General features: G+C 33.3%; 17 protein-coding genes. 9 read left to right on the top strand and 8 right to left on the bottom strand.

Going from position 1 to position 18,157, the window contains the following annotated elements:
- Window positions 1–5: 5 nt before the first annotated feature.
- Window positions 6–1,115, bottom strand: coding sequence for a fatty acid desaturase family protein (locus JOOMADRAFT_RS06800; protein ID WP_008612164.1), 1,110 nt, complete (start codon window positions 1,113–1,115; stop codon window positions 6–8).
- A 236-nt stretch (window positions 1,116–1,351) separates the two neighbouring features.
- Between JOOMADRAFT_RS06800 and rsmG the strand changes: the two genes are divergently transcribed.
- The gene (gene rsmG / locus JOOMADRAFT_RS06805; protein ID WP_008612165.1) at window positions 1,352–1,990 is read left to right on the top strand and encodes a 16S rRNA (guanine(527)-N(7))-methyltransferase RsmG; all 639 of its coding nucleotides are present in this window, start codon (window positions 1,352–1,354) and stop codon (window positions 1,988–1,990) included.
- Here rsmG and JOOMADRAFT_RS06810 read toward each other — a convergent pair whose 3' ends face one another.
- The 5 genes from JOOMADRAFT_RS06810 to JOOMADRAFT_RS06830 all read right to left on the bottom strand — a co-directional run bounded on the left by JOOMADRAFT_RS06810 (window position 1,991) and on the right by JOOMADRAFT_RS06830 (window position 7,005).
- Entirely contained in the window at window positions 1,991–2,254 is a 264-nt protein-coding gene (locus JOOMADRAFT_RS06810; RefSeq protein ID WP_008612166.1) for a hypothetical protein, read from the bottom strand.
- 284 nt (window positions 2,255–2,538) lie between these two features.
- On the bottom strand, window positions 2,539–4,167 hold the full coding sequence (gene pruA, locus JOOMADRAFT_RS06815; protein ID WP_008612168.1) for an L-glutamate gamma-semialdehyde dehydrogenase: 1,629 nt from the start codon (window positions 4,165–4,167) through the stop codon (window positions 2,539–2,541).
- 86 nt (window positions 4,168–4,253) lie between these two features.
- Window positions 4,254–4,640 carry a Co2+/Mg2+ efflux protein ApaG gene (gene apaG, locus JOOMADRAFT_RS06820; RefSeq protein WP_008612169.1) on the bottom strand — a complete coding sequence of 129 codons (387 nt, stop codon included), beginning with the start codon at window positions 4,638–4,640 and terminating at the stop codon, window positions 4,254–4,256.
- Between the two features lie 5 nt (window positions 4,641–4,645).
- Window positions 4,646–5,734 carry a DUF3667 domain-containing protein gene (locus JOOMADRAFT_RS06825; RefSeq protein WP_008612175.1) on the bottom strand — a complete coding sequence of 363 codons (1,089 nt, stop codon included), beginning with the start codon at window positions 5,732–5,734 and terminating at the stop codon, window positions 4,646–4,648.
- A gap of 14 nt (window positions 5,735–5,748) precedes the next feature.
- Window positions 5,749–7,005, bottom strand: coding sequence for a type IX secretion system plug protein (locus tag JOOMADRAFT_RS06830; protein ID WP_040879599.1), 1,257 nt, complete (start codon window positions 7,003–7,005; stop codon window positions 5,749–5,751).
- Between the two features lie 159 nt (window positions 7,006–7,164).
- Between JOOMADRAFT_RS06830 and JOOMADRAFT_RS06835 the strand changes: the two genes are divergently transcribed.
- Genes JOOMADRAFT_RS06835 through nqrF form a run of 6 tightly spaced genes read left to right on the top strand, consistent with a single transcriptional unit; the run spans window position 7,165 to window position 13,087 of the window.
- A complete protein-coding gene (locus JOOMADRAFT_RS06835; RefSeq protein ID WP_008612180.1) occupies window positions 7,165–8,508 on the top strand; it encodes a Na(+)-translocating NADH-quinone reductase subunit A in 1,344 nt (447 codons plus the stop codon).
- Window positions 8,509–8,520: 12 nt separating this feature from the next.
- Window positions 8,521–9,678 carry an NADH:ubiquinone reductase (Na(+)-transporting) subunit B gene (locus tag JOOMADRAFT_RS06840; protein WP_008612181.1) on the top strand — a complete coding sequence of 386 codons (1,158 nt, stop codon included), beginning with the start codon at window positions 8,521–8,523 and terminating at the stop codon, window positions 9,676–9,678.
- 2 nt (window positions 9,679–9,680) lie between these two features.
- Complete coding sequence (locus JOOMADRAFT_RS06845; protein ID WP_008612182.1) at window positions 9,681–10,403, top strand: Na(+)-translocating NADH-quinone reductase subunit C; 723 nt, start codon at window positions 9,681–9,683, stop codon at window positions 10,401–10,403.
- Between the two features lie 6 nt (window positions 10,404–10,409).
- Window positions 10,410–11,132 carry an NADH:ubiquinone reductase (Na(+)-transporting) subunit D gene (locus JOOMADRAFT_RS06850; RefSeq protein WP_008612183.1) on the top strand — a complete coding sequence of 241 codons (723 nt, stop codon included), beginning with the start codon at window positions 10,410–10,412 and terminating at the stop codon, window positions 11,130–11,132.
- Window positions 11,133–11,157: 25 nt separating this feature from the next.
- Entirely contained in the window at window positions 11,158–11,772 is a 615-nt protein-coding gene (gene nqrE, locus JOOMADRAFT_RS06855) for an NADH:ubiquinone reductase (Na(+)-transporting) subunit E (protein ID WP_008612184.1), read from the top strand.
- Window positions 11,773–11,794: 22 nt separating this feature from the next.
- Window positions 11,795–13,087 carry an NADH:ubiquinone reductase (Na(+)-transporting) subunit F gene (nqrF, locus tag JOOMADRAFT_RS06860; RefSeq protein WP_008612185.1) on the top strand — a complete coding sequence of 431 codons (1,293 nt, stop codon included), beginning with the start codon at window positions 11,795–11,797 and terminating at the stop codon, window positions 13,085–13,087.
- 311 nt (window positions 13,088–13,398) lie between these two features.
- On the opposite strand, the gene JOOMADRAFT_RS06865 is transcribed toward nqrF, so the two are convergent.
- The gene (locus tag JOOMADRAFT_RS06865; RefSeq protein WP_008612186.1) at window positions 13,399–15,186 is read right to left on the bottom strand and encodes a vWA domain-containing protein; all 1,788 of its coding nucleotides are present in this window, start codon (window positions 15,184–15,186) and stop codon (window positions 13,399–13,401) included.
- A gap of 569 nt (window positions 15,187–15,755) precedes the next feature.
- Here JOOMADRAFT_RS06865 and JOOMADRAFT_RS06870 point away from each other — a divergent pair.
- Together JOOMADRAFT_RS06870 and JOOMADRAFT_RS06875 are read left to right on the top strand one after the other, a co-directional pair.
- Complete coding sequence (locus JOOMADRAFT_RS06870; protein WP_008612187.1) at window positions 15,756–16,115, top strand: hypothetical protein; 360 nt, start codon at window positions 15,756–15,758, stop codon at window positions 16,113–16,115.
- Window positions 16,096–17,139: an FAD:protein FMN transferase gene (locus JOOMADRAFT_RS06875; protein WP_008612188.1), complete on the top strand. Its 1,044-nt coding sequence runs from the start codon at window positions 16,096–16,098 to the stop codon at window positions 17,137–17,139. The genes JOOMADRAFT_RS06870 and JOOMADRAFT_RS06875 overlap by 20 nt, the downstream gene beginning before the upstream one ends.
- Window positions 17,140–17,378: 239 nt before the next feature.
- On the opposite strand, the gene JOOMADRAFT_RS06880 is transcribed toward JOOMADRAFT_RS06875, so the two are convergent.
- A complete protein-coding gene (locus JOOMADRAFT_RS06880; protein WP_008612189.1) occupies window positions 17,379–18,155 on the bottom strand; it encodes a class I SAM-dependent methyltransferase in 777 nt (258 codons plus the stop codon).
- Between the last annotated feature and the right edge of the window lie 2 nt (window positions 18,156–18,157).

The raw sequence follows: 18,157 nt of genomic DNA on the forward strand, positions 1-18,157 counted from the left end.
TGGGTTTAGTTGTAAACATATTTAGGTTTTTGACCTAGTGCTTTTAAATGTTTGAAATGCGAAATTATAGCTTTTCTTGTAGTTTTATACTCGTAGTAAGGTAAATTAAACTCCGTTGCAGTTTCTCTAACAATTTTAGCAATATTTGTGTAATGTATATGACTAATATTTGGAAAAATATGGTGTTCTACTTGATGGTTTAACCCTCCTGTAAACCAATTTACAATTCTATTTTTAGTAGAAAAGTTAGTTGTGGTAAATAATTGGTGTATGGCCCATGTGTTTTTTATAGTACCCATATCATCTGGTAGAATAGTGTCTGCATCTTCTACAATATGTGCTAATTGAAATACCATACTTAAAATTAATCCAGCTGTGTAGTGCATTACAAAAAAGCCTATTAGAACTTTCCACCACGCTAGCTCTACAAAAAATAATGGAATAACTATCCAAACAGTAATATAAATAAGCTTAGTAATAATAAGTACGCTCCACTCTTTTGCAGGATTAGGAAATTTACCGTAAGAAAGTTTTCTTTTGAGGTATCTTCTCATTTGCTTAAAATCGGTCGTAATGGCCCAGTTTATTGTTAGCAAACCATATAAAAAGATAGAGTAGAAGTGCTGAAATTTATGCATTTTGTTCCATTCTGCATGCTCACTAAACCTAATAATTCTCCCTGCGTCTAAGTCTTCATCATGACCAGGAATGTTAGTATAAGTATGATGAAGGACATTGTGTTGCACTTTCCAATTGTATACATTACCAGCTAAAATATAAATGCTAGCACCCATTACTTTATTAATCCATTTTTTAGAAGAATAAGAACCATGGTTTCCATCGTGCATTACATTCATTCCAACACCTGCCATTCCAATTCCTGTTACAATGGTAAGGAGTAATTGCAACCATTGATTCATGTTATCAATAGTTAAGATTAAAAAATAGGGCGTTAAAAAGATAGCAAACATAATTGCTGTCTTAAGATAAAGTTTCCAATTTCCAGTTTTCTTAATTTGATTTTCTTGGAAATAATTATTTACACGACTATTTAAAGTTTTAAAAAACTTTGCAGGATCTTTTCTCGAAAATCTAATATGTTTACTCGTACTCATAGGCTTTAATTCTTTACCTCTCACAGAGGGTTTAATTCCTCAACACTTTTTGTTGAAATGAATTAAGATTATTTCGTTTGTTTACCTTATGGATTTACCTCAAGGTAGTTAACTTTCTTTTATTTTGAAAAAGAAAATATAGATTACAAAAATAGAGATAATTAAAGTGTTTAACGCTGTTAAAAGTTTAAAAGTGCGACATATATTGTCTATTTTTGTTAAAATTTTTGAAAAGAATGCCACTAACTATCATAGAAAAGTATTTTTCTTCTTTAACTGAAGATCAGATTACTAAATTTTCTCAGCTTGAAGATTTGTATACAGATTGGAATAGCAAAATTAATGTTATTAGTCGTAAAGATATTGAAGAGCTATACATACGCCATGTGTTACACTCTTTAGGAATAGCAAAAGTACAAGCTTTTAATCCCGGTGCTTCAATTTTAGATGTTGGTACAGGTGGTGGTTTTCCAGGCATTCCATTAGCAATATTATTTCCGGAAACCAATTTTTATCTAATTGATGCAATTGGAAAAAAAATAAATGTAGTTAATGAAGTTGCTTCAGCATTAAATCTTCAAAATGTAAAAGCTGAACAAATTCGTGCGGAAAAGGTAAAATCACAATTTGATTTTATTGTAAGTAGGGCAGTTACTAATATGCCTGATTTTGTAAAGTGGGTAAAAGGAAAAGTGAAGAAAGAATCTTCTCATGAATTAAAAAATGGAATACTTTATTTAAAAGGAGGCGATTTAAGCGAGGAATTAGCGGTTTATAAAACCGCAAAGACCTACGACTTAAAAGATTATTTTGAGGAAGATTTTTTTGAAACAAAAAAAGTGGTTCATCTTCCTTTAAAATATATTGGTAAGTAATTACATTCTCAGCATTGAATTGTACGTATAACGCCAACTTTGTAAAAAGTGCTGTATATATTGAGATTTTCTCTTTATAAAGTTAGGACGTGGCTTTTTACGAAGTTTATCTTCAAATTCTTGAATCTTTTTAAGAAGTGTGTTTTTGTTTCTCGCAATAAAAACACGTTCAACTTCTGTAGTTTTTGTTTTCTTGTCGTTTGTTGTATCTAATATTGAGTATTTAATACTCAAAATACATCTTTTTTGTTCTTCTATCATCATCTTCGTCTTTTGTGTTATGTAGCAAAGATAATGATAATTTACATTTAAGATACAATTTAGTAACATTAAATTAACATTACGAGGGTTTTTATGTTGATAATGAGTTGTTTAGGTATGTTGCTGAGGGGTCTATTCCCTAGAGCCTGTCCTGAGTTTACCAAAGGCTCTACGTTGAAATGGGTTGTATTATTTTCCTTTAAATACCTCGTAGGAGTTGATTATAAATAAAAAGCCCTTTGAAAGTTGACTTTCAAAGGGCTTTAACGACAGTATTTATAAAATTTTTATTCTCCTAAAAAAGGATATCTATAGTCCTCTGGAGAAACAAAAGTTTCTTTAATTAATCTCGGTGACACCCAACGTAGAAGGTTTTGAGAAGAACCAGCCTTGTCATTTGTACCAGAAGCTCTTGCTCCTCCAAATGGCTGCTGACCTACCACGGCACCTGTTGGTTTATCGTTAATATAGAAGTTTCCAGCACAGTTTTGTAAAGCAGTAGTGGCTTCTTCTATAGTATATCTGCATCCAGAGAAAACGGCTCCAGTAAGTGCATACTCAGAGGTTCCGTCTACCAATTCTAAAGTTTCGCTCCATTTGTCGTCTTCATATACATAAATAGTAACAATAGGACCGAATAGCTCGGTAGTCATTGTTTTGTATTTTGGATCTGTTGTGCGAATAACTGTAGGATGAATAAAATATCCTTTTGATTTATCATAGGTTCCTCCAACAACAATTTCAGCTTCTTTATCTTCTTTTGCTTGGTCAATATAACTAGCAAGCTTGTCAAAAGATCCTTCGTGGATTACTGCAGTAATAAAGTTCTCCATATTATTAGGAGCACCAATTTTAAACGACTCTACATCTGTTTTAACAAAAGCTAGCACTTCATCAGCTAAAGATTTTGGTAAATATACACGAGATGCAGCACTACATTTCTGACCTTGGAATTCAAAAGCACCTCTAGTAATAGCAGTTGCTACTTGTTTAGCATTAGAAGATGGATGAGCGATAATGAAATCTTTTCCTCCAGTTTCTCCAACAATTCTAGGGTATGTTTTATAGATATCAATGTTGTTACCTATTTTTTTCCATATTCCTTTAAATACATTTGTAGAACCAGTAAAATGAATTCCAGCAAAATCTGGACTAGCAAGAACTGTATCGGTAATCATTTCTGGGTCTCCATAAACAACGTTAATTACGCCATCTGGTAGTCCAGCTTCTTTAAAAATATCTACAATTACTTTAGCAGAAAAAATTTGACTATCACTAGGTTTCCAAATAACTACATTCCCCATCATAGCTGCACTTGCAGGTAAATTCCCAGCAATTGCGGTAAAGTTGAAAGGAGTAATGGCATAAACAAAACCTTCTAAAGGTCTGTATTCTACTCGATTCCATAAACCTTTGTCGGATTCTGGTTGATCGTCGTAGATTTTTGACATATACTCTACATTGAATGTAAGGAAATCAATCAACTCACAAGCACTATCAATTTCTGCTTGATGAATATTTTTTGATTGCGCAATCATAGTAGCTGCATTTATTTTATCTCTGTAAGGACCTGCAATTAAATCTGCAGCCTTTAAGAAAATTGCAGCACGTTGTTCCCAATTTAAAGCAGCCCATTTCTTTCTTGCTTCTAAATTGTTTGCAATAGCTTTTTCAACATGTGATTTTTCCGCTAAATGATATTTTCCTACAATATGTTGGTGGTCATGTGGAGGAGATAAAGGTTTTGTATTACCTGTTTTAATTTCCTCGCTACCAATATACAACGGAACGTCTACGGTGCTATTAAAAAATTCATCATACTGCTTCAACACAGCCTCTCTTTCTGTTGAGCCTGGAGCATACGACTTTACGGGTTCGTTAACTGCCGCAGGAACATGAAAAAAGCCTTTTCCCATACTTTCTGGATTTAATACATTAAAATTTTATCAAAGGTAGTAAATGCCAGAGGGTTTAAAAAGTAAAATTGTGTTAAAGAGAAGGCTTAATTTAAAGCGAAGGGAGCATGGAGTTTAAATGTAGGAATAATCACTCGAAACCTTCTTGTTGAGGTAAAGTTGACCATATTGTAATGACCTCTCATAGCTCCAATTGGGGATGTTAATAAACAGCCAGAACTGTATGTGTGAGATTCTCCTGGTTTTAAAACTGGTTTTTTTCCTATAACTCCTTCGCCGTCAATTATTTCAATTTCATTTAAAGCATCAAAAATTTGCCAATGTCGAGAGGTGAGTTGTACGGAATCCTTGCTTTGATTCTCAATAGTAATTTTGTAACCAAAGGCATAGTGAAGCTTGTAGTTTTTGAAGAAAGTGCCTTCAAAACTAGTCTTTACAGAAATCTTTATGCCTTTAGTAATTTGAGTAATCATATATATTAAAACGTAAATGCGCCCACTAAAACTATTATAGTTGTTGATATTGTAGCTAAAATAATGAAAATAGTATTAATGTATATGAATTTAACAATAGTTTTTGTTCTGCTTTCCTTATAAAAACCTCGCATAGATTTATATAGGTATAGAAAGAATATTAAAATTGCCACTCCATGAAGGTTAATATTGAAAAGCCATTTAATAAGCAAAGTAAGGGTTAATAGGATGGTGAAAAGTGTTTGGGTGTGAAAACTAAAAATGATGTGATCTATATAGTGGAATTTTTCTGACGAATATACAAGCCATATAAAAGCAGAAAAAATAGGAAGAAGAATAAAAATAATAAATGGTAATTTAGCTATTAAAGTTGCAAAAAAACTTCCTGGGTGGTGATATGTTTTGTAAAAGCTTTTAGCTAGTTTAAATGTAATCTTGTTTTCAATGCTACTTTCTATTTTTAGGTGTTTTAGCGCTTCATCATATTCATAATATTTTTTTCGCTTAATATCATCATAAAAAAAATCAATCTTATCGTAAGTTCTGTTAATGAAGAGTTTGTTGTTTAACTTTTCAAATTGAATTTTTGGTGCTGTAGTTGTCTCTAGGGCTTCTTTTGGTTGGTATTTTTTTATGAGTTGATCTATTTCTTTTTTGTCTTCATCAGAAATAGAACTTTCTTTTAAGGAGGCAAGAGTGTTTTCAATAAATAAAGAGTCTTTAGTAATAAAATCGTTTACGGTATTATCTATATTATCAAAGTCGCTACTGTAGCTTATCATTAAAAAGTAAACAATGGTAACGCTTAAAAAGAAGCGGAATGGATTTGTGTAAGTGGCTCTTTTTCCGCTAACAAATTCCGTAGTTATTTTTCCAGGTCTTAAAATTAAGGCAGTTAGCGTTTTTCGAAGTTTGGAATCGTAAGAAAAAATGCTTGAAAAAAACTCTTCTACCATGTCTAGTAGGGTAAGTTTTTTTGTACTATTTATTTGTCCGCAATAAGGGCAGTAGGAGTCGCTTTTCTCAAGAGGAAGTTCACAATTTAAACATTTTGTACCCCTATATTTTAAAGATGTTCTGTCGCTTTTGTTCATTGTATAGGGTTTTCTTAATTGGAGATGTTTACAGAAGAGGCACTTCCAACTCCAATTAGGCTGTCGTAATTATCTCCAAAATCTCTATAGTAAACTAAAATAGTGTAATTGTTTTCTGTTTCCCAGAAGCTACCGCTTATAAAATTAAAATCTACAATTCCTTTTTCGTTAACTTTTACAAATTTATAATTGTAAAAACCTTGTTTTAGTAAAATAGCAGTATTAAGGGTGTTTGTTTTATCGTTTAATTTGAGTCGGTTTTCTTCTGTTAATTGGTAGTTATTAAATTTTCCGTATACATAAATATTGTCTAGCCCTATGGCGTTAGTATAGGCTAGGCTAAAGCGAACAAATGAATAATCTGCTTCTCTGTCAACATTCTGTTCAACACCATCAATGGTTCTTATGTAAAAATCTCCATTGATATCTGGATTGTAGGTGTAAGCCTTGTCTTTTCTAGACTCGTTGGTGTACAGGTAATGATTGTATCTATTAGTTAGATCTACTCTTGCAATGGCATTACTAGAAACACGAATTTCCTTAGTGTCGAACCAAAAATATTCATTCCCACCTTCAAAAGAAGTCTCTTTGTCGTATTTGTAAATAAGTTGGTTCCCCGACATAAATTGGGGTTTAATACCAGAAATAATATAGTTGAAGTTGCTGTTTTGAAGAATTGCAATTTTTACTTCTTGTTGCGGATTTATGAGTTCGAAATCTGGATGATTAATTGTGAATTGCAAGCGCTGAAGTTTGTCGATATTTTTCATGTCTCGAGAACGTTTAACAACCGTGCCAACGCCAACAGCATCTTTATAAACCAAGAAGCGCCTAGAGAAAATGAGGTCTCCTTTGTTGTCTTTTACTTTTAGAATGTAATTACCAGTAACGCGTAATTTTGTTTGCTGATTTGGAAGTGTGAGTTGGTAATTAGTATAGGGTTGGATGGTGGCAAGAGAATTTTCATAATTCATAATTCTTTGGTTATCAACACCAGTTAGGAATTGCGATTTCAATAATTTGGAAGGAGTCCAGTTGTAATTGCAATGTTCAATTTCATAATAGTAATCTTTTTCATCAGCATATAAATCGTCAAAAGAGAGCGTCATTTTTTCGCCAATTTTAACAATAGGAAATTGGTCTCCTTCTTTGTCCGATTTAAATACAATCGACTTTATGTTTTCGGGCGGAGGAACTTCGTTTTGAATTTGAGAAAAAGAGAAGTTACTCAGGAGTAATATGGTAACGAAAAGGTTGTAGTTGAGCTTCATCAGCAAAAAATATTTTGGGATAAATATACGCAAAATACATTCTGGATTGATTTCAGGTAAATTCACTTTGAAAAATATAGGTTTTTATTATGCGAACTCTGTTTTAATTATTAAATTTGCACGAATTTTTGAGTTAACTAATTTCATTAGATAGATAGCATGTCAAACGACATTAAGATTAGAAAAGGCTTAGATATTAAGCTAAAGGGTGAAGCAGAAAAATTGGTTTCTGACGCGCCAAGATCTAAAAACTTCGCTATTAAGCCAACTGATTTTCATGGTGTTATGCCTAAAATGATAATCAAGGAAGGTGAGTCTGTAAAAGCCGGAGATATTATTTTTTATTCTAAGTACAAAGAGCAGGTGAAGTTTGTTTCGCCAGTTAGTGGTACATTGAAGGAAATTAAGCGCGGTGCAAAGCGAAGAATTTTAGAGGTTGTCATTGAAGCTGATACAACTGATACGTACAAAGAGTTTGGTCAGAAAGACGTAGAAACTATGTCTGGAGACGAGGTAAAACAGCATTTGCTAGAAAGCGGATGTTGGCCTTTTATCAAGCAGAGGCCTTATGATATTATAGCAGACCCAGAGGATGCGCCTAAAGCAATTTTTATTTCAGGAATGGCAACAGCGCCGTTGGCTGCAGATGTTGAATTTGCATTAGGAAAGCGTAAAGAAGATTTCCAGTTAGGGTTAAATGCAATATCAAAACTTACCTCAGGAAAAACCCATCTTTCCATAGATAAAAGATCGGCTTCGTTTTTTAATGAAGTAAAAGGTGTACAGATTCATAAAGTTTCTGGACCGCATCCAGCAGGAAATGTAGGAGTGCAAATACATCATATAGATCCTGTAAATGCTGGAGAGCGTGTTTGGGTTATAAATCCAGAAGATGTAGCAATTATTGGTTCTTTATTTAGAACTGGTAAGTTTGATGCAACTCGTGTTGTAGCAGTTGCTGGAACTGAGGCACCAAAAGCACAGTATTTTAGATTTAAAATCGGTTCTAATGTAAAAGACATTTTAGGGCAATTGCCAGCAAATGTTAGAATTATTAGTGGAGATGTGCTTACTGGAGATAAAATTGCTAATGATGGTTTTGTTAGCTATTACAGTTCTACAATTTCTTTGATTCCTGAAGGAAATGAATATAGAATGCTAGGATGGTTGCCGTTTAAAGACAACAATATTCCAAGTATGTCTAGAACTTCGTTATCATGGTTGTTCCCTAACAAAAAACACAAAGTAGACACTAATTTGAATGGTGAAGAAAGAGCTTTGGTTGTTACTGGGGAAATGGAAAAAGTATTGCCAATGGATGTATATCCAATGCAACTTCTAAAAGAATGTATGGCGCAGAATATTGAAAAAATGGAAAGCTTAGGGATTTACGAAGTAGCTCCGGAAGATTTTGCATTAATAGACTACGTTAATACTTCTAAGCTTGAAGCTCAAGTTATTCTTAGAGAAGCTTTAGATGTAATGATAAAAGAAGTTGGGTAAATAAAAGAAGATATGAGCGCTTTAAGAAATAAATTAGATCAGCTAAAAAAACCTTTTAATAAAGGAGAGAAGTGGGAGAAATTTGCTCCTGCTTTTAATGCATTCGATACCTTTTTGTATGTGCCTAATCACACCACAAAAAAAGGAGCACATATTCGAGATGCAGTAGATTTAAAGAGAACAATGATTACCGTAGTTATTGCTTTATTACCAGCTTTATTCTACGGAATTTATAATGCAGGTTTTCAACATTACTCTCAGTTAGGAGAAGCATTTACTTTTTGGGATGCTTTTGCACATGGAGCATGGAAAATATTGCCAATGGTTGCAGTTTCCTATATTGTTGGTTTAGGTATTGAATTTGTATTTGCAATATATAGAGGACATGAAGTAAACGAAGGGTATTTAGTTACAGGGTTATTAATTCCAATGATTATGCCAGTAGATATTCCATTATGGATGGTGGCAGTATCTGTAGCTTTTGCCGTTTTAATTGGAAAAGAAGCCTTTGGAGGAACTGGGATGAATATTCTAAATCCTGCGCTTACTGCAAGAGCATTTGCATTTTTTGCATATCCTACTTTTATGTCTGGGAATAAAGTATGGGTTTCTGATGCTACACACATCGATGCCATTTCTGGAGAAACAATTTTAGGAACTCTAGCAGCAGGAAAAGAAGTTACTTATGATGCTTGGACAATGTTTTCAGGAGCAATTCCAGGATCTATAGGAGAAACATCTACTTTATGGATTGTAATTGGTGCTGCTATTTTAATCCTTACTGGTATTGGTAGTTGGAGAATTATGGCAGGAGGTTTAATAGGAGGTGCATTTATGGGCTTTTTATTCAACTTGTGGAGTGCAAACGATTTAATGGCTTTTCCATGGTATCAACAATTATTAGTTGGTGGATTTGCTTTCGGACTCGTATTTATGGCTACAGATCCAGTATCTGCAGCACAAACACAAAAAGGGAAATGGATATATGGAATCTTAATCGGTATTTTCTGTATTATGATACGTGTATTTAACCCAGCTTATCCAGAAGGGGTAATGCTTGCTATTTTATTAATGAATGTATTTGCACCGACAATAGATCATTATGTAATTCAGTCAAGTGTTAAAAGAAGAAAGAAACGTTTATCTACCGCTACGGTTAAATCTGCTTAATTATGAATAGAGATAGTAACGCATATACTTTTATATTCGCTGGAATAATGGTTGTTATTGTGGCATCGGCTTTGGCCTTTGCAGCAACTTCATTGCAACCTATTCAGGCTAAAAATATAAAAATCGAAAAGATGCAAAACATTCTTGCTACTATTGGTATCGAAGCTTCAAAAGAAGAAGCGGAAGAAACATACCATAAGTATATAAAAGAAGAAATTGCTTTAGATAACAATGGAGAGGTAAAAACAGATGTAAAAGCATTTGATGTTGACCTAGCCAAAGAACTTAAAAAGGATGTTGAAAAACAACGTTTTCCTTTGTATGTAGCAGATGTTGAAGGAAAGAAATTCTATGTAATTCCATTACGTGGAGCTGGACTTTGGGATGCTATTTGGGGGTATGTTTCATTAGAAGATGATATCAATACCGTAAAAGGAGCTGTTTTTGATCATAAAGGAGAAACTCCTGGTCTTGGAGCTGAAATTACACAAGTTTGGTTTCAACAACGATTTGAAGAAGAAAAAATATTTGACGAATCAGGGGATTTTGTAGGAATTACAGTTCAGAAAGGATATTCTGGAGGAAGTAATAAGGATGATAATGCTGTAGATGCTATTTCTGGAGCTACCATTACTGGAGACGGTGTTACTAAAATGATACACGACCGATTGGAATTTTATCTTTCTTACTTAAAGAAACAAAATACTAAAGTAGCTTTAAAATAATATATGATGGCCGATACTAAAAACAAAAAAGAGAAATCACCAGTGGTGCTTTTTGTTGCTGAAGAAAAAGAGCCACTTTTCTCTAAGAAAAATAGAAAGTTATTATCTGATCCTTTAAATGATAATAACCCAATTACTGTTCAGGTACTAGGTATATGTTCTGCATTAGCAATTACTGTTCAGTTAAAACCTTCTATCGTAATGGCAATTGCCGTTATGGTTGTAATGGCAGCTAGTAACGTAATAGTTTCTTTAATTAGAAATTTAATTCCTAACCGTATTCGTATTATTGTACAGTTAGTTATTGTTGCAGCTTTAGTAATTTTAGTTAACGAGGTGCTTAAAGCCTATGCTTATGATGTTAGTAAAGAGTTGTCGGTTTTTGTCGGACTTATTATTACTAACTGTATTGTAATGGGGCGTTTAGAAGCTTTTGCACTTGGAAATGGTCCTTGGAAATCTTTCTTAGATGGAATAGGAAATGCTGCGGGTTATGGATTAATCCTTGTTATTGTTGCTTTTTTCCGTGAATTGTTAGGTTCTGGTAAATTATTAGGATTTGAAGTTCTAGGACATAAAGGAGCTACGGTAGCAGAATCTACTGGATTGTATGCTATGGGGTATGAGAATAACGGATTGATGTTATTGTCTCCAGCAGCACTTCTTGTAGTAGGAGTTATTATCTGGATACAGCGTTCAAGAAATAGAGAACTAATCGAAAAAAATTAAGCAATAAGCTAAAAAACATTAAAAAATGGAATACGTAAACCTTTTTGTAAGAAGTATTTTTATAGAGAACATGATTTTTGCCTATTTCTTAGGGATGTGTTCTTACCTAGCGGTTTCTAAAACAGTTAAAACTGCAGTAGGTTTAGGAGCCGCTGTAATTTTTGTTTTAGCAATTACGGTGCCTATTAACTTCTTATTAGATAATTATTTATTAAAACCGGGTGCGTTAACTTGGTTAAGTCCAGAGTACGCAAACATCGATCTAAGCTTTTTGAGTTTTATCATGTTTATAGCCGTAATTGCATCAATGGTGCAATTGGTGGAAATGATAGTAGAAAAATTTGCACCTGCATTATACGGAGCTCTTGGTATTTTCTTACCGCTAATTGCTGTAAACTGTGCTATCCTTGGAGGTTCTTTATTTATGCAACAAAAAGATTTCGGAGGAGTTTCGGAAGCTTTTACTTATGGATTAGGATCTGGAATAGGTTGGTTCTTGGCAATTTTAGCTATTGCTTCAATTAGAGAGAAAATTACTTACTCAAATGTTCCTGCACCATTAAGAGGGTTAGGAATTACTTTTATCATAACAGGACTTATGGCTCTTGGGTTCATGAGTTTTATGGGAATCAAATTATAAATCTTATTAGTTAAATAGCAATATGGATTATTCAGTAATCATAGCAAGTTTAATAGTATTCTTAACACTAATATTTGTGTTGGTAATTATATTATTACTTGCCAAGGCAAAATTGGTGCCTTCTGGTCCTGTAACCTTAAAAATTAATGGTGAGAAAGATGTAGAAGTTTCTTCTGGAGGGACTTTATTGTCTACCTTAGGAAATAATAAAATATTTTTACCATCTGCTTGTGGAGGTGGTGGTACTTGTATTCAGTGTAAATGTATTGTAACCGAAGGTGGAGGACAAATGCTTCCTACAGAAGAGCCTCACTTTACACGTAAAGAAGCTGCTGAAGGGTGGCGTCTTGGATGTCAAGTAAAAGTAAAACAAGACATGGTTATCGAAGTGCCAGAAGAGGTATTCGGTATTAAAAAATGGGAAGCAGAAGTTGTTCGTAACTGGAACGTTGCTTCGTTTATTAAAGAGTTTGTAGTACGTATTCCAGAAGATATGGATTACCAAGCTGGAGGATATATTCAAATTGAAATACCACCAGTTGAAGTAAGTTATTCTGATATAGATATTACTGCACACCCTGAAGAGCATGACGATCCTAAGAAGTTTCAATTGGAATGGGATAAGTTTAATCTTTGGCCATTAACCATGAAAAACACAGAAACTGTAGAAAGAGCATATTCTATGGCTTCTTACCCTGCAGAAGGGAGAGATATTATGCTTAATGTGCGTATTGCAACTCCACCATGGGATCGAAATAAAAACGGATGGATGGATGTAAATCCTGGAATAGCTTCTTCTTATATTTTCTCAAGAAAAGCAGGAGATAAAGTGGTTATTTCTGGACCTTATGGTGAATTCTTTATCAACCATAGTGAAGCCGAAATGCTTTATGTTGGTGGGGGAGCTGGAATGGCACCAATGCGTTCTCACTTATATCACTTATTCAAAACTTTAAAAACAGGAAGAAAAGTTACTTATTGGTACGGAGGACGTTCTAAAAGAGAGCTTTTCTATATGGAGCACTTTAGAGAATTGGAGCGTGAGTTCCCTAACTTTAAGTACTATATTGCACTTTCTGAGCCTTTAGAAGAAGATAATTGGAAAGTAAAAGAAAGTTTAGATGGAGAAGGAGATGGTTTTGTAGGTTTTGTACACCAAGTGGTTATTAATAACTATTTAAACCACCATGAAGCTCCAGAAGATATAGAATTCTATTTCTGTGGACCTCCATTGATGAATAAAGCAGTTGAAAAAATGTGTGACGATTTTGGTGTTCCACCAGAGAATGTACGTTTTGACGACTTCGGAGGATAACCCTCTCATTGTTTATATAGAATAGAACTAATGTTCTTTAAATATACAAACGGCTACTGAAACAGTAGCCGTTTTTGTTTTTCTAATTATTTTGCATCTTGTCTGATAAAAGTTAACGGAATTTATTAGACTCCACTTGTGCCAAGGTTTAAAAGAGTTTTTTTAAAATATATACCTTGCTATTAATAAAAATGAATAAAAATAGGAGTTTAATGATGTTGTTTCTTTAAATTGCTTATTTTGTGATAATTAAGATTTGTTCTTTTCTCTTAGAGCGAAGCGGTCTTGCATTTTTACTCGGACATTAATGATTATTTTGTATAACTCTTCATCAACCTGATAAATTCTGCTCTATACCCTTCTTCATCTCTCCCTTTATTAGCTTCTGCTAATTTTATAATTTCTTCTTTGGTAGCTCCGTTTAAATATTCAGAATCTCTTAAGAACATTCCCCACATAGCTACTGCTGCTGCAAAATTATAGTCAGTATTAGTTTTGGTAAAGGTATTTTTTACAACATGTACAATTTCCTTACTTGTGTCTTTGTCTGGTTCTTTGTATCTAAATCTTACCGTTAGTAATTCGTCATTGTAACCAGTTGAAGCTTTTGTTTTGGTGTATTTCAACGTGTCGATTTCCTTTAGGTACTTACTATCAACGCCTGTAGGGATAATTTCATACAATGCAGTAACTGTATGCCCACTTCCTAATTCTCCAGCGTCTTTCTTATCGTCTTTAAAATCTTCATCATTTAGCAATCTGTTTTCATATCCTATTAATCGATATGCAGCTATTTCATTAGGATTGAATTCAACTTGTATTTTTACATCTTTGGCAATAGTGTATAGAGTTCCTCCAAATTCGGTTCCTAGTACACGTTGCGCTTCTTGCATAGTATCTATGTATGCGTAATTTCCGTTTCCTTTATCGGCTAAAATTTCCATTTTAGAATCCTTGTAATTTCCCATTCCAAATCCTAAACAAGTTAAGAACACCCCGCTTTTACGCTTCTCTTCAATGAGTTTCTCCATTTCTCTATCGCTGGATGCTCCAATATTAAAATCGCCATCGGTGGCTAGAATAATTCTATTATTTCCATTTTTGATAAAATGCTCTTCAGCAGTTTTATACGCCAATTCTAAGCCAGCACCTCCAGCAGTAGAGCCTCCTGCTTCTAATTTGTCTAAGGCTTCTATGATTTTGGTTTTGTCTTTTCCAGAAGTTGGGGGTAATACAAGTCCTGATGCACTTGCGTAAACTACTATAGCTATCTTGTCTTCTTCTCGTAATTGATTTACTAAAAGTTTAAATGCAGATTTTAATAGAGGTAATTTGTTTTGAGAATTCATTGAACCCGATACATCAATTAAGAACACTAAATTTGAAGGAGGAATGTTTTCTGTTGGAATAACTTTTCCTTGGAGTCCTATTTTCACTAATTTATGTTGATTATTCCATGGCGCTTTGTTTAGAGAAGTTTCAATAGAAAATGGCTCTTCTCCTTTAGGTTGTTTATAATCATAAGAAAAATAATTAATCAATTCTTCAATTTTAATAGCATCTGTTGGGATTTCTTCGCCATTATTAATCATTCTACGCATATTGCTGTAAGAAGCCTTATCAACATCTATAGAAAAGGTAGAAAGGGGTTTGTAGTTTACCTGTAAGAAACCGTTCTCATCAATCTTTGCATAACTCTCGGTACTCTTTGGAATATGCATAGGAGGAGAAATCATTCTAGCATAACTTTGTTTCGTCAGCATTTGATTGTCTTCATATTCAGTTATAACAACTTCTTCTAAAAGTTGATTATCTGCTTCTAGTTTTACATTAATAACAGTATCATTTTTTGTCACCTTTATTTCTTTAGTTTTCATTCCTATAAAAGAAAAAACCAACGTATCATTTGTTTTAACTTGAATGCTATAGTCTCCGTTAAAATTTGTTTGAGTTCCTTCCGAAGAATTTTTAATAGTTATAATTACTCCCGGAAGTGCTGCTCCGTCGGTAGCATCTGTTACTTTTCCTGTAATGGATTGTTCTTGTCCCGTTGTTGAGATAGTGGTTAAAAGGAGTATAAAAAAGTATATTGTTTTCATAATTTAAAGAATTACAGTTTTTTAGATGAAAATCAAGTATTGTGCCAAATGTTTTTATTCTTTAAAGGTGCATGCGAATCGTTTTCTAGTCTAGCCTATTTTAGGTGCTATAAATTTTAGCTACAGCTTCCTTCATAAATATGATTACTTTTTGTTGTTAAAGATAGTGGTAGTGTAAGGAAAGAGGGCGGAATATATATTTGTGAATTCTTGGAAAACAGTATTTTAATATGCTAATACTACTACACTTTTAAGTCGAAATTTATTTTTTTTGATATTATTTCAAGGACTGTTAAATGGAACAATACAGAAAGATTTATGTATTTTAGCGAAGTATTATAGAGTTACTAATTTAAATCTCTCAGTGAGGGTTTTATTACTTGATGTTCTACGTGGAAATGAATTAAATTATTCTCTTTTGAATACCTCGTAGGCTTGTCTCGGGATAGCTTATTTTTTCAGAGAGGTTTATTATTCGTTGAAAATGAATTGTATAGTGCTCTTATAATATTCGAGGGTTTATCTTGAAGTAGCTGATTTTATAAAACACAAAAAGTATTTTGATTAGTATGTCGGAAGAATTTACAGAACAAGAGCTTCATAATTTAGCGATGAATGTAGTTGGGAAGGACTTAGAAAAACAAGGATTCGAATTTATGTCGGTAAATAGTCAGTTAAAAAAGGATCCTCAATTTGTATGTTTAAAGAATAAGAAACTTCATTTTATAGTTGTAAAAGCTGTTTTGTACCCCGAAAATCCGCAGAAATATAATGTAACTTACATGGAAACTATGCGAGAGCATGCTTTAAAGTTTAAGGCTCGTACCTATTATGCAGGAGTAGGAATTGCTAATGCAATAAATTATGAAGCCCCAATAGAAAAAGGAGAAAAATATATAATCAACTATAATGGAATCATTGAAATCTAAACATTACTTAATACTGTCTTTTGTAGTAAGTCTAATTTTTGTAAGCTGTTCTAGTACGGATAAAGAGGCTGATTTTAAAGTAGAGCAGGGCTATGCTTTGGGAACCACTTACACTATTAAGTATGAGGCAACAGACGAGGAGCAAAATTTAAAACCTTTGATAGAAGCTGTTTTTGATACTGTAAACATGTCTATGTCTACTTATTTACCAACTTCAGATATTTCAGCAATTAATAGGGGAGATTCTACTATTGCGGTGGATAAATATTTTAAAGAAGTTTATGTAACTGCCAAAGAGGTTTATAAAAAAACAGGAGGCTTTTTTGATCCTACAATTGGGGCTTTAGCAAATGCTTGGGGTTTTGGGCCAGAAATGGCTATAGACCATATGAAAAAGAGCGAAGTAGATAGCTTATTAGAGTTTACAGGTTTTGACAAGGTATATATGTCCGATGATCAAAGAATTATAAAGAAAAATAAAAATATATATCTCGATTTTAATGCGCTTGCTAAGGGGTATACAATTGATTTGATAGGGAGAATGTTTGACCGAAATAAGGTTAAAAATTATTTAATTGAAGTAGGAGGAGAAATATTAACAAGAGGAAATAGTAAAACCACCAATAAAGTTAAGAATTGGGTTGTGGCCATAGACAGTCCAACTCAAGATACCGAACAACGGGTGTTAATTGCAAAAGTGCAGTTAAAAGATAAGGCAATGGCAACTAGTGGGAACTACCGTAAGTTTAGAGTTGATGAAGAAACGGGAGAGCATTATGTACATATTATAAATCCACTTACTGGATATCCTCAAAAAAGTAATGTGTTAAGTGTATCGGTTGTTGCTCAAACATGTATGGTAGCAGATGCTTATGCAACAGCTTTAATGGTAATGCCGTTGGATAAAGCCAAGGAACTTTTAAAATCTACATCAGAAATTGATGCCTATATTATTAGTGCGGATAAAGATGGAGATTTGGTGGAATATAAAACAAAAGGTTTTCAAGAATTACTTCTTGATTAAGAAATAAATAATAAATGTCCGAGTAAAAATACAAGACCTCTTGCTATTAATAAAAATGAATAAAAAGAGGAGTTTAGTAATCTTGTTTATTTAAGCTGCTCATTTTGTATTAGTTAAGATTTAGTCTTTGTTCTTTTCTCTTGCAGCGAAGCGGTCTTTTATTTTTACTCAGAAATTAATGAAATAATTATATTAATTAATAAAAATACTGCCCTGAAACGAGCTGTTTCGGGGCATTTTTATTGAATTGATTTCCTACAAACAGGGAGGATTTCTTTAGGATTTAAGGCGTATTTTTTTACTTCTTCTGAAGTTAAATTAGTTTTGGCGTAATGAATTTCCTCTACTTCAAAACCAATCTTTCTAAGCTTGTCGAAATAATCTAAACCATAAACACGCACATGGTCATATTGACCAAAAATGGCTGCACGCTCTTTCCTGTCAATAATACTATCATCCTCAAAAGTTGTTGCTCTTTGAATGTCTTGAGGGATTTGAAAAATACCCCAGCCGCCTGGTTTCATAACTCTATAAAGCTCTTCCATGGCTTTTTTATCATCCTTAATGTGTTCCAATACATGATTGCAGAGAATAACATCATAAGTGTTATCTTCAAATGGAAGGTTGCAAATGTCGGCTTTTACATCAGCTAAGGGAGATTCTATATCGGTTGTAGTGTATTCAATATTATCAAGTTTTTTAAACCGATTGTAAAAGGCTTGCTCAGGAGCAAAATGTAAGAGTTTAATTGGTTTTGAAAAAAACTGAGTTTCTTTCTTTAAATAAAGCCATAGCAATCTATGTCGTTCTAAAGAGAGCGTTCCAGGTGCCAAAACATTATTGCGTTGCTGCCCATATCCATACGGTAAAAAAGATTTGTAACTTTTAGTATCGATTGGATCTGTATATGTATTTCCCTTGTAAAGCGCTACAATAAATGGACGTACCCAATAACTTATCTTTATTAGTAAAGGTCGGGGAACGGTATTTAAAAAGAATTTGAAAAGTTTTTTCAAAG

Origin of the sequence: Galbibacter orientalis DSM 19592, assembly GCF_000260115.1 — a bacterium.
GTDB classification, from domain to species: Bacteria; Bacteroidota; Bacteroidia; order Flavobacteriales; family Flavobacteriaceae; genus Galbibacter; species Galbibacter orientalis.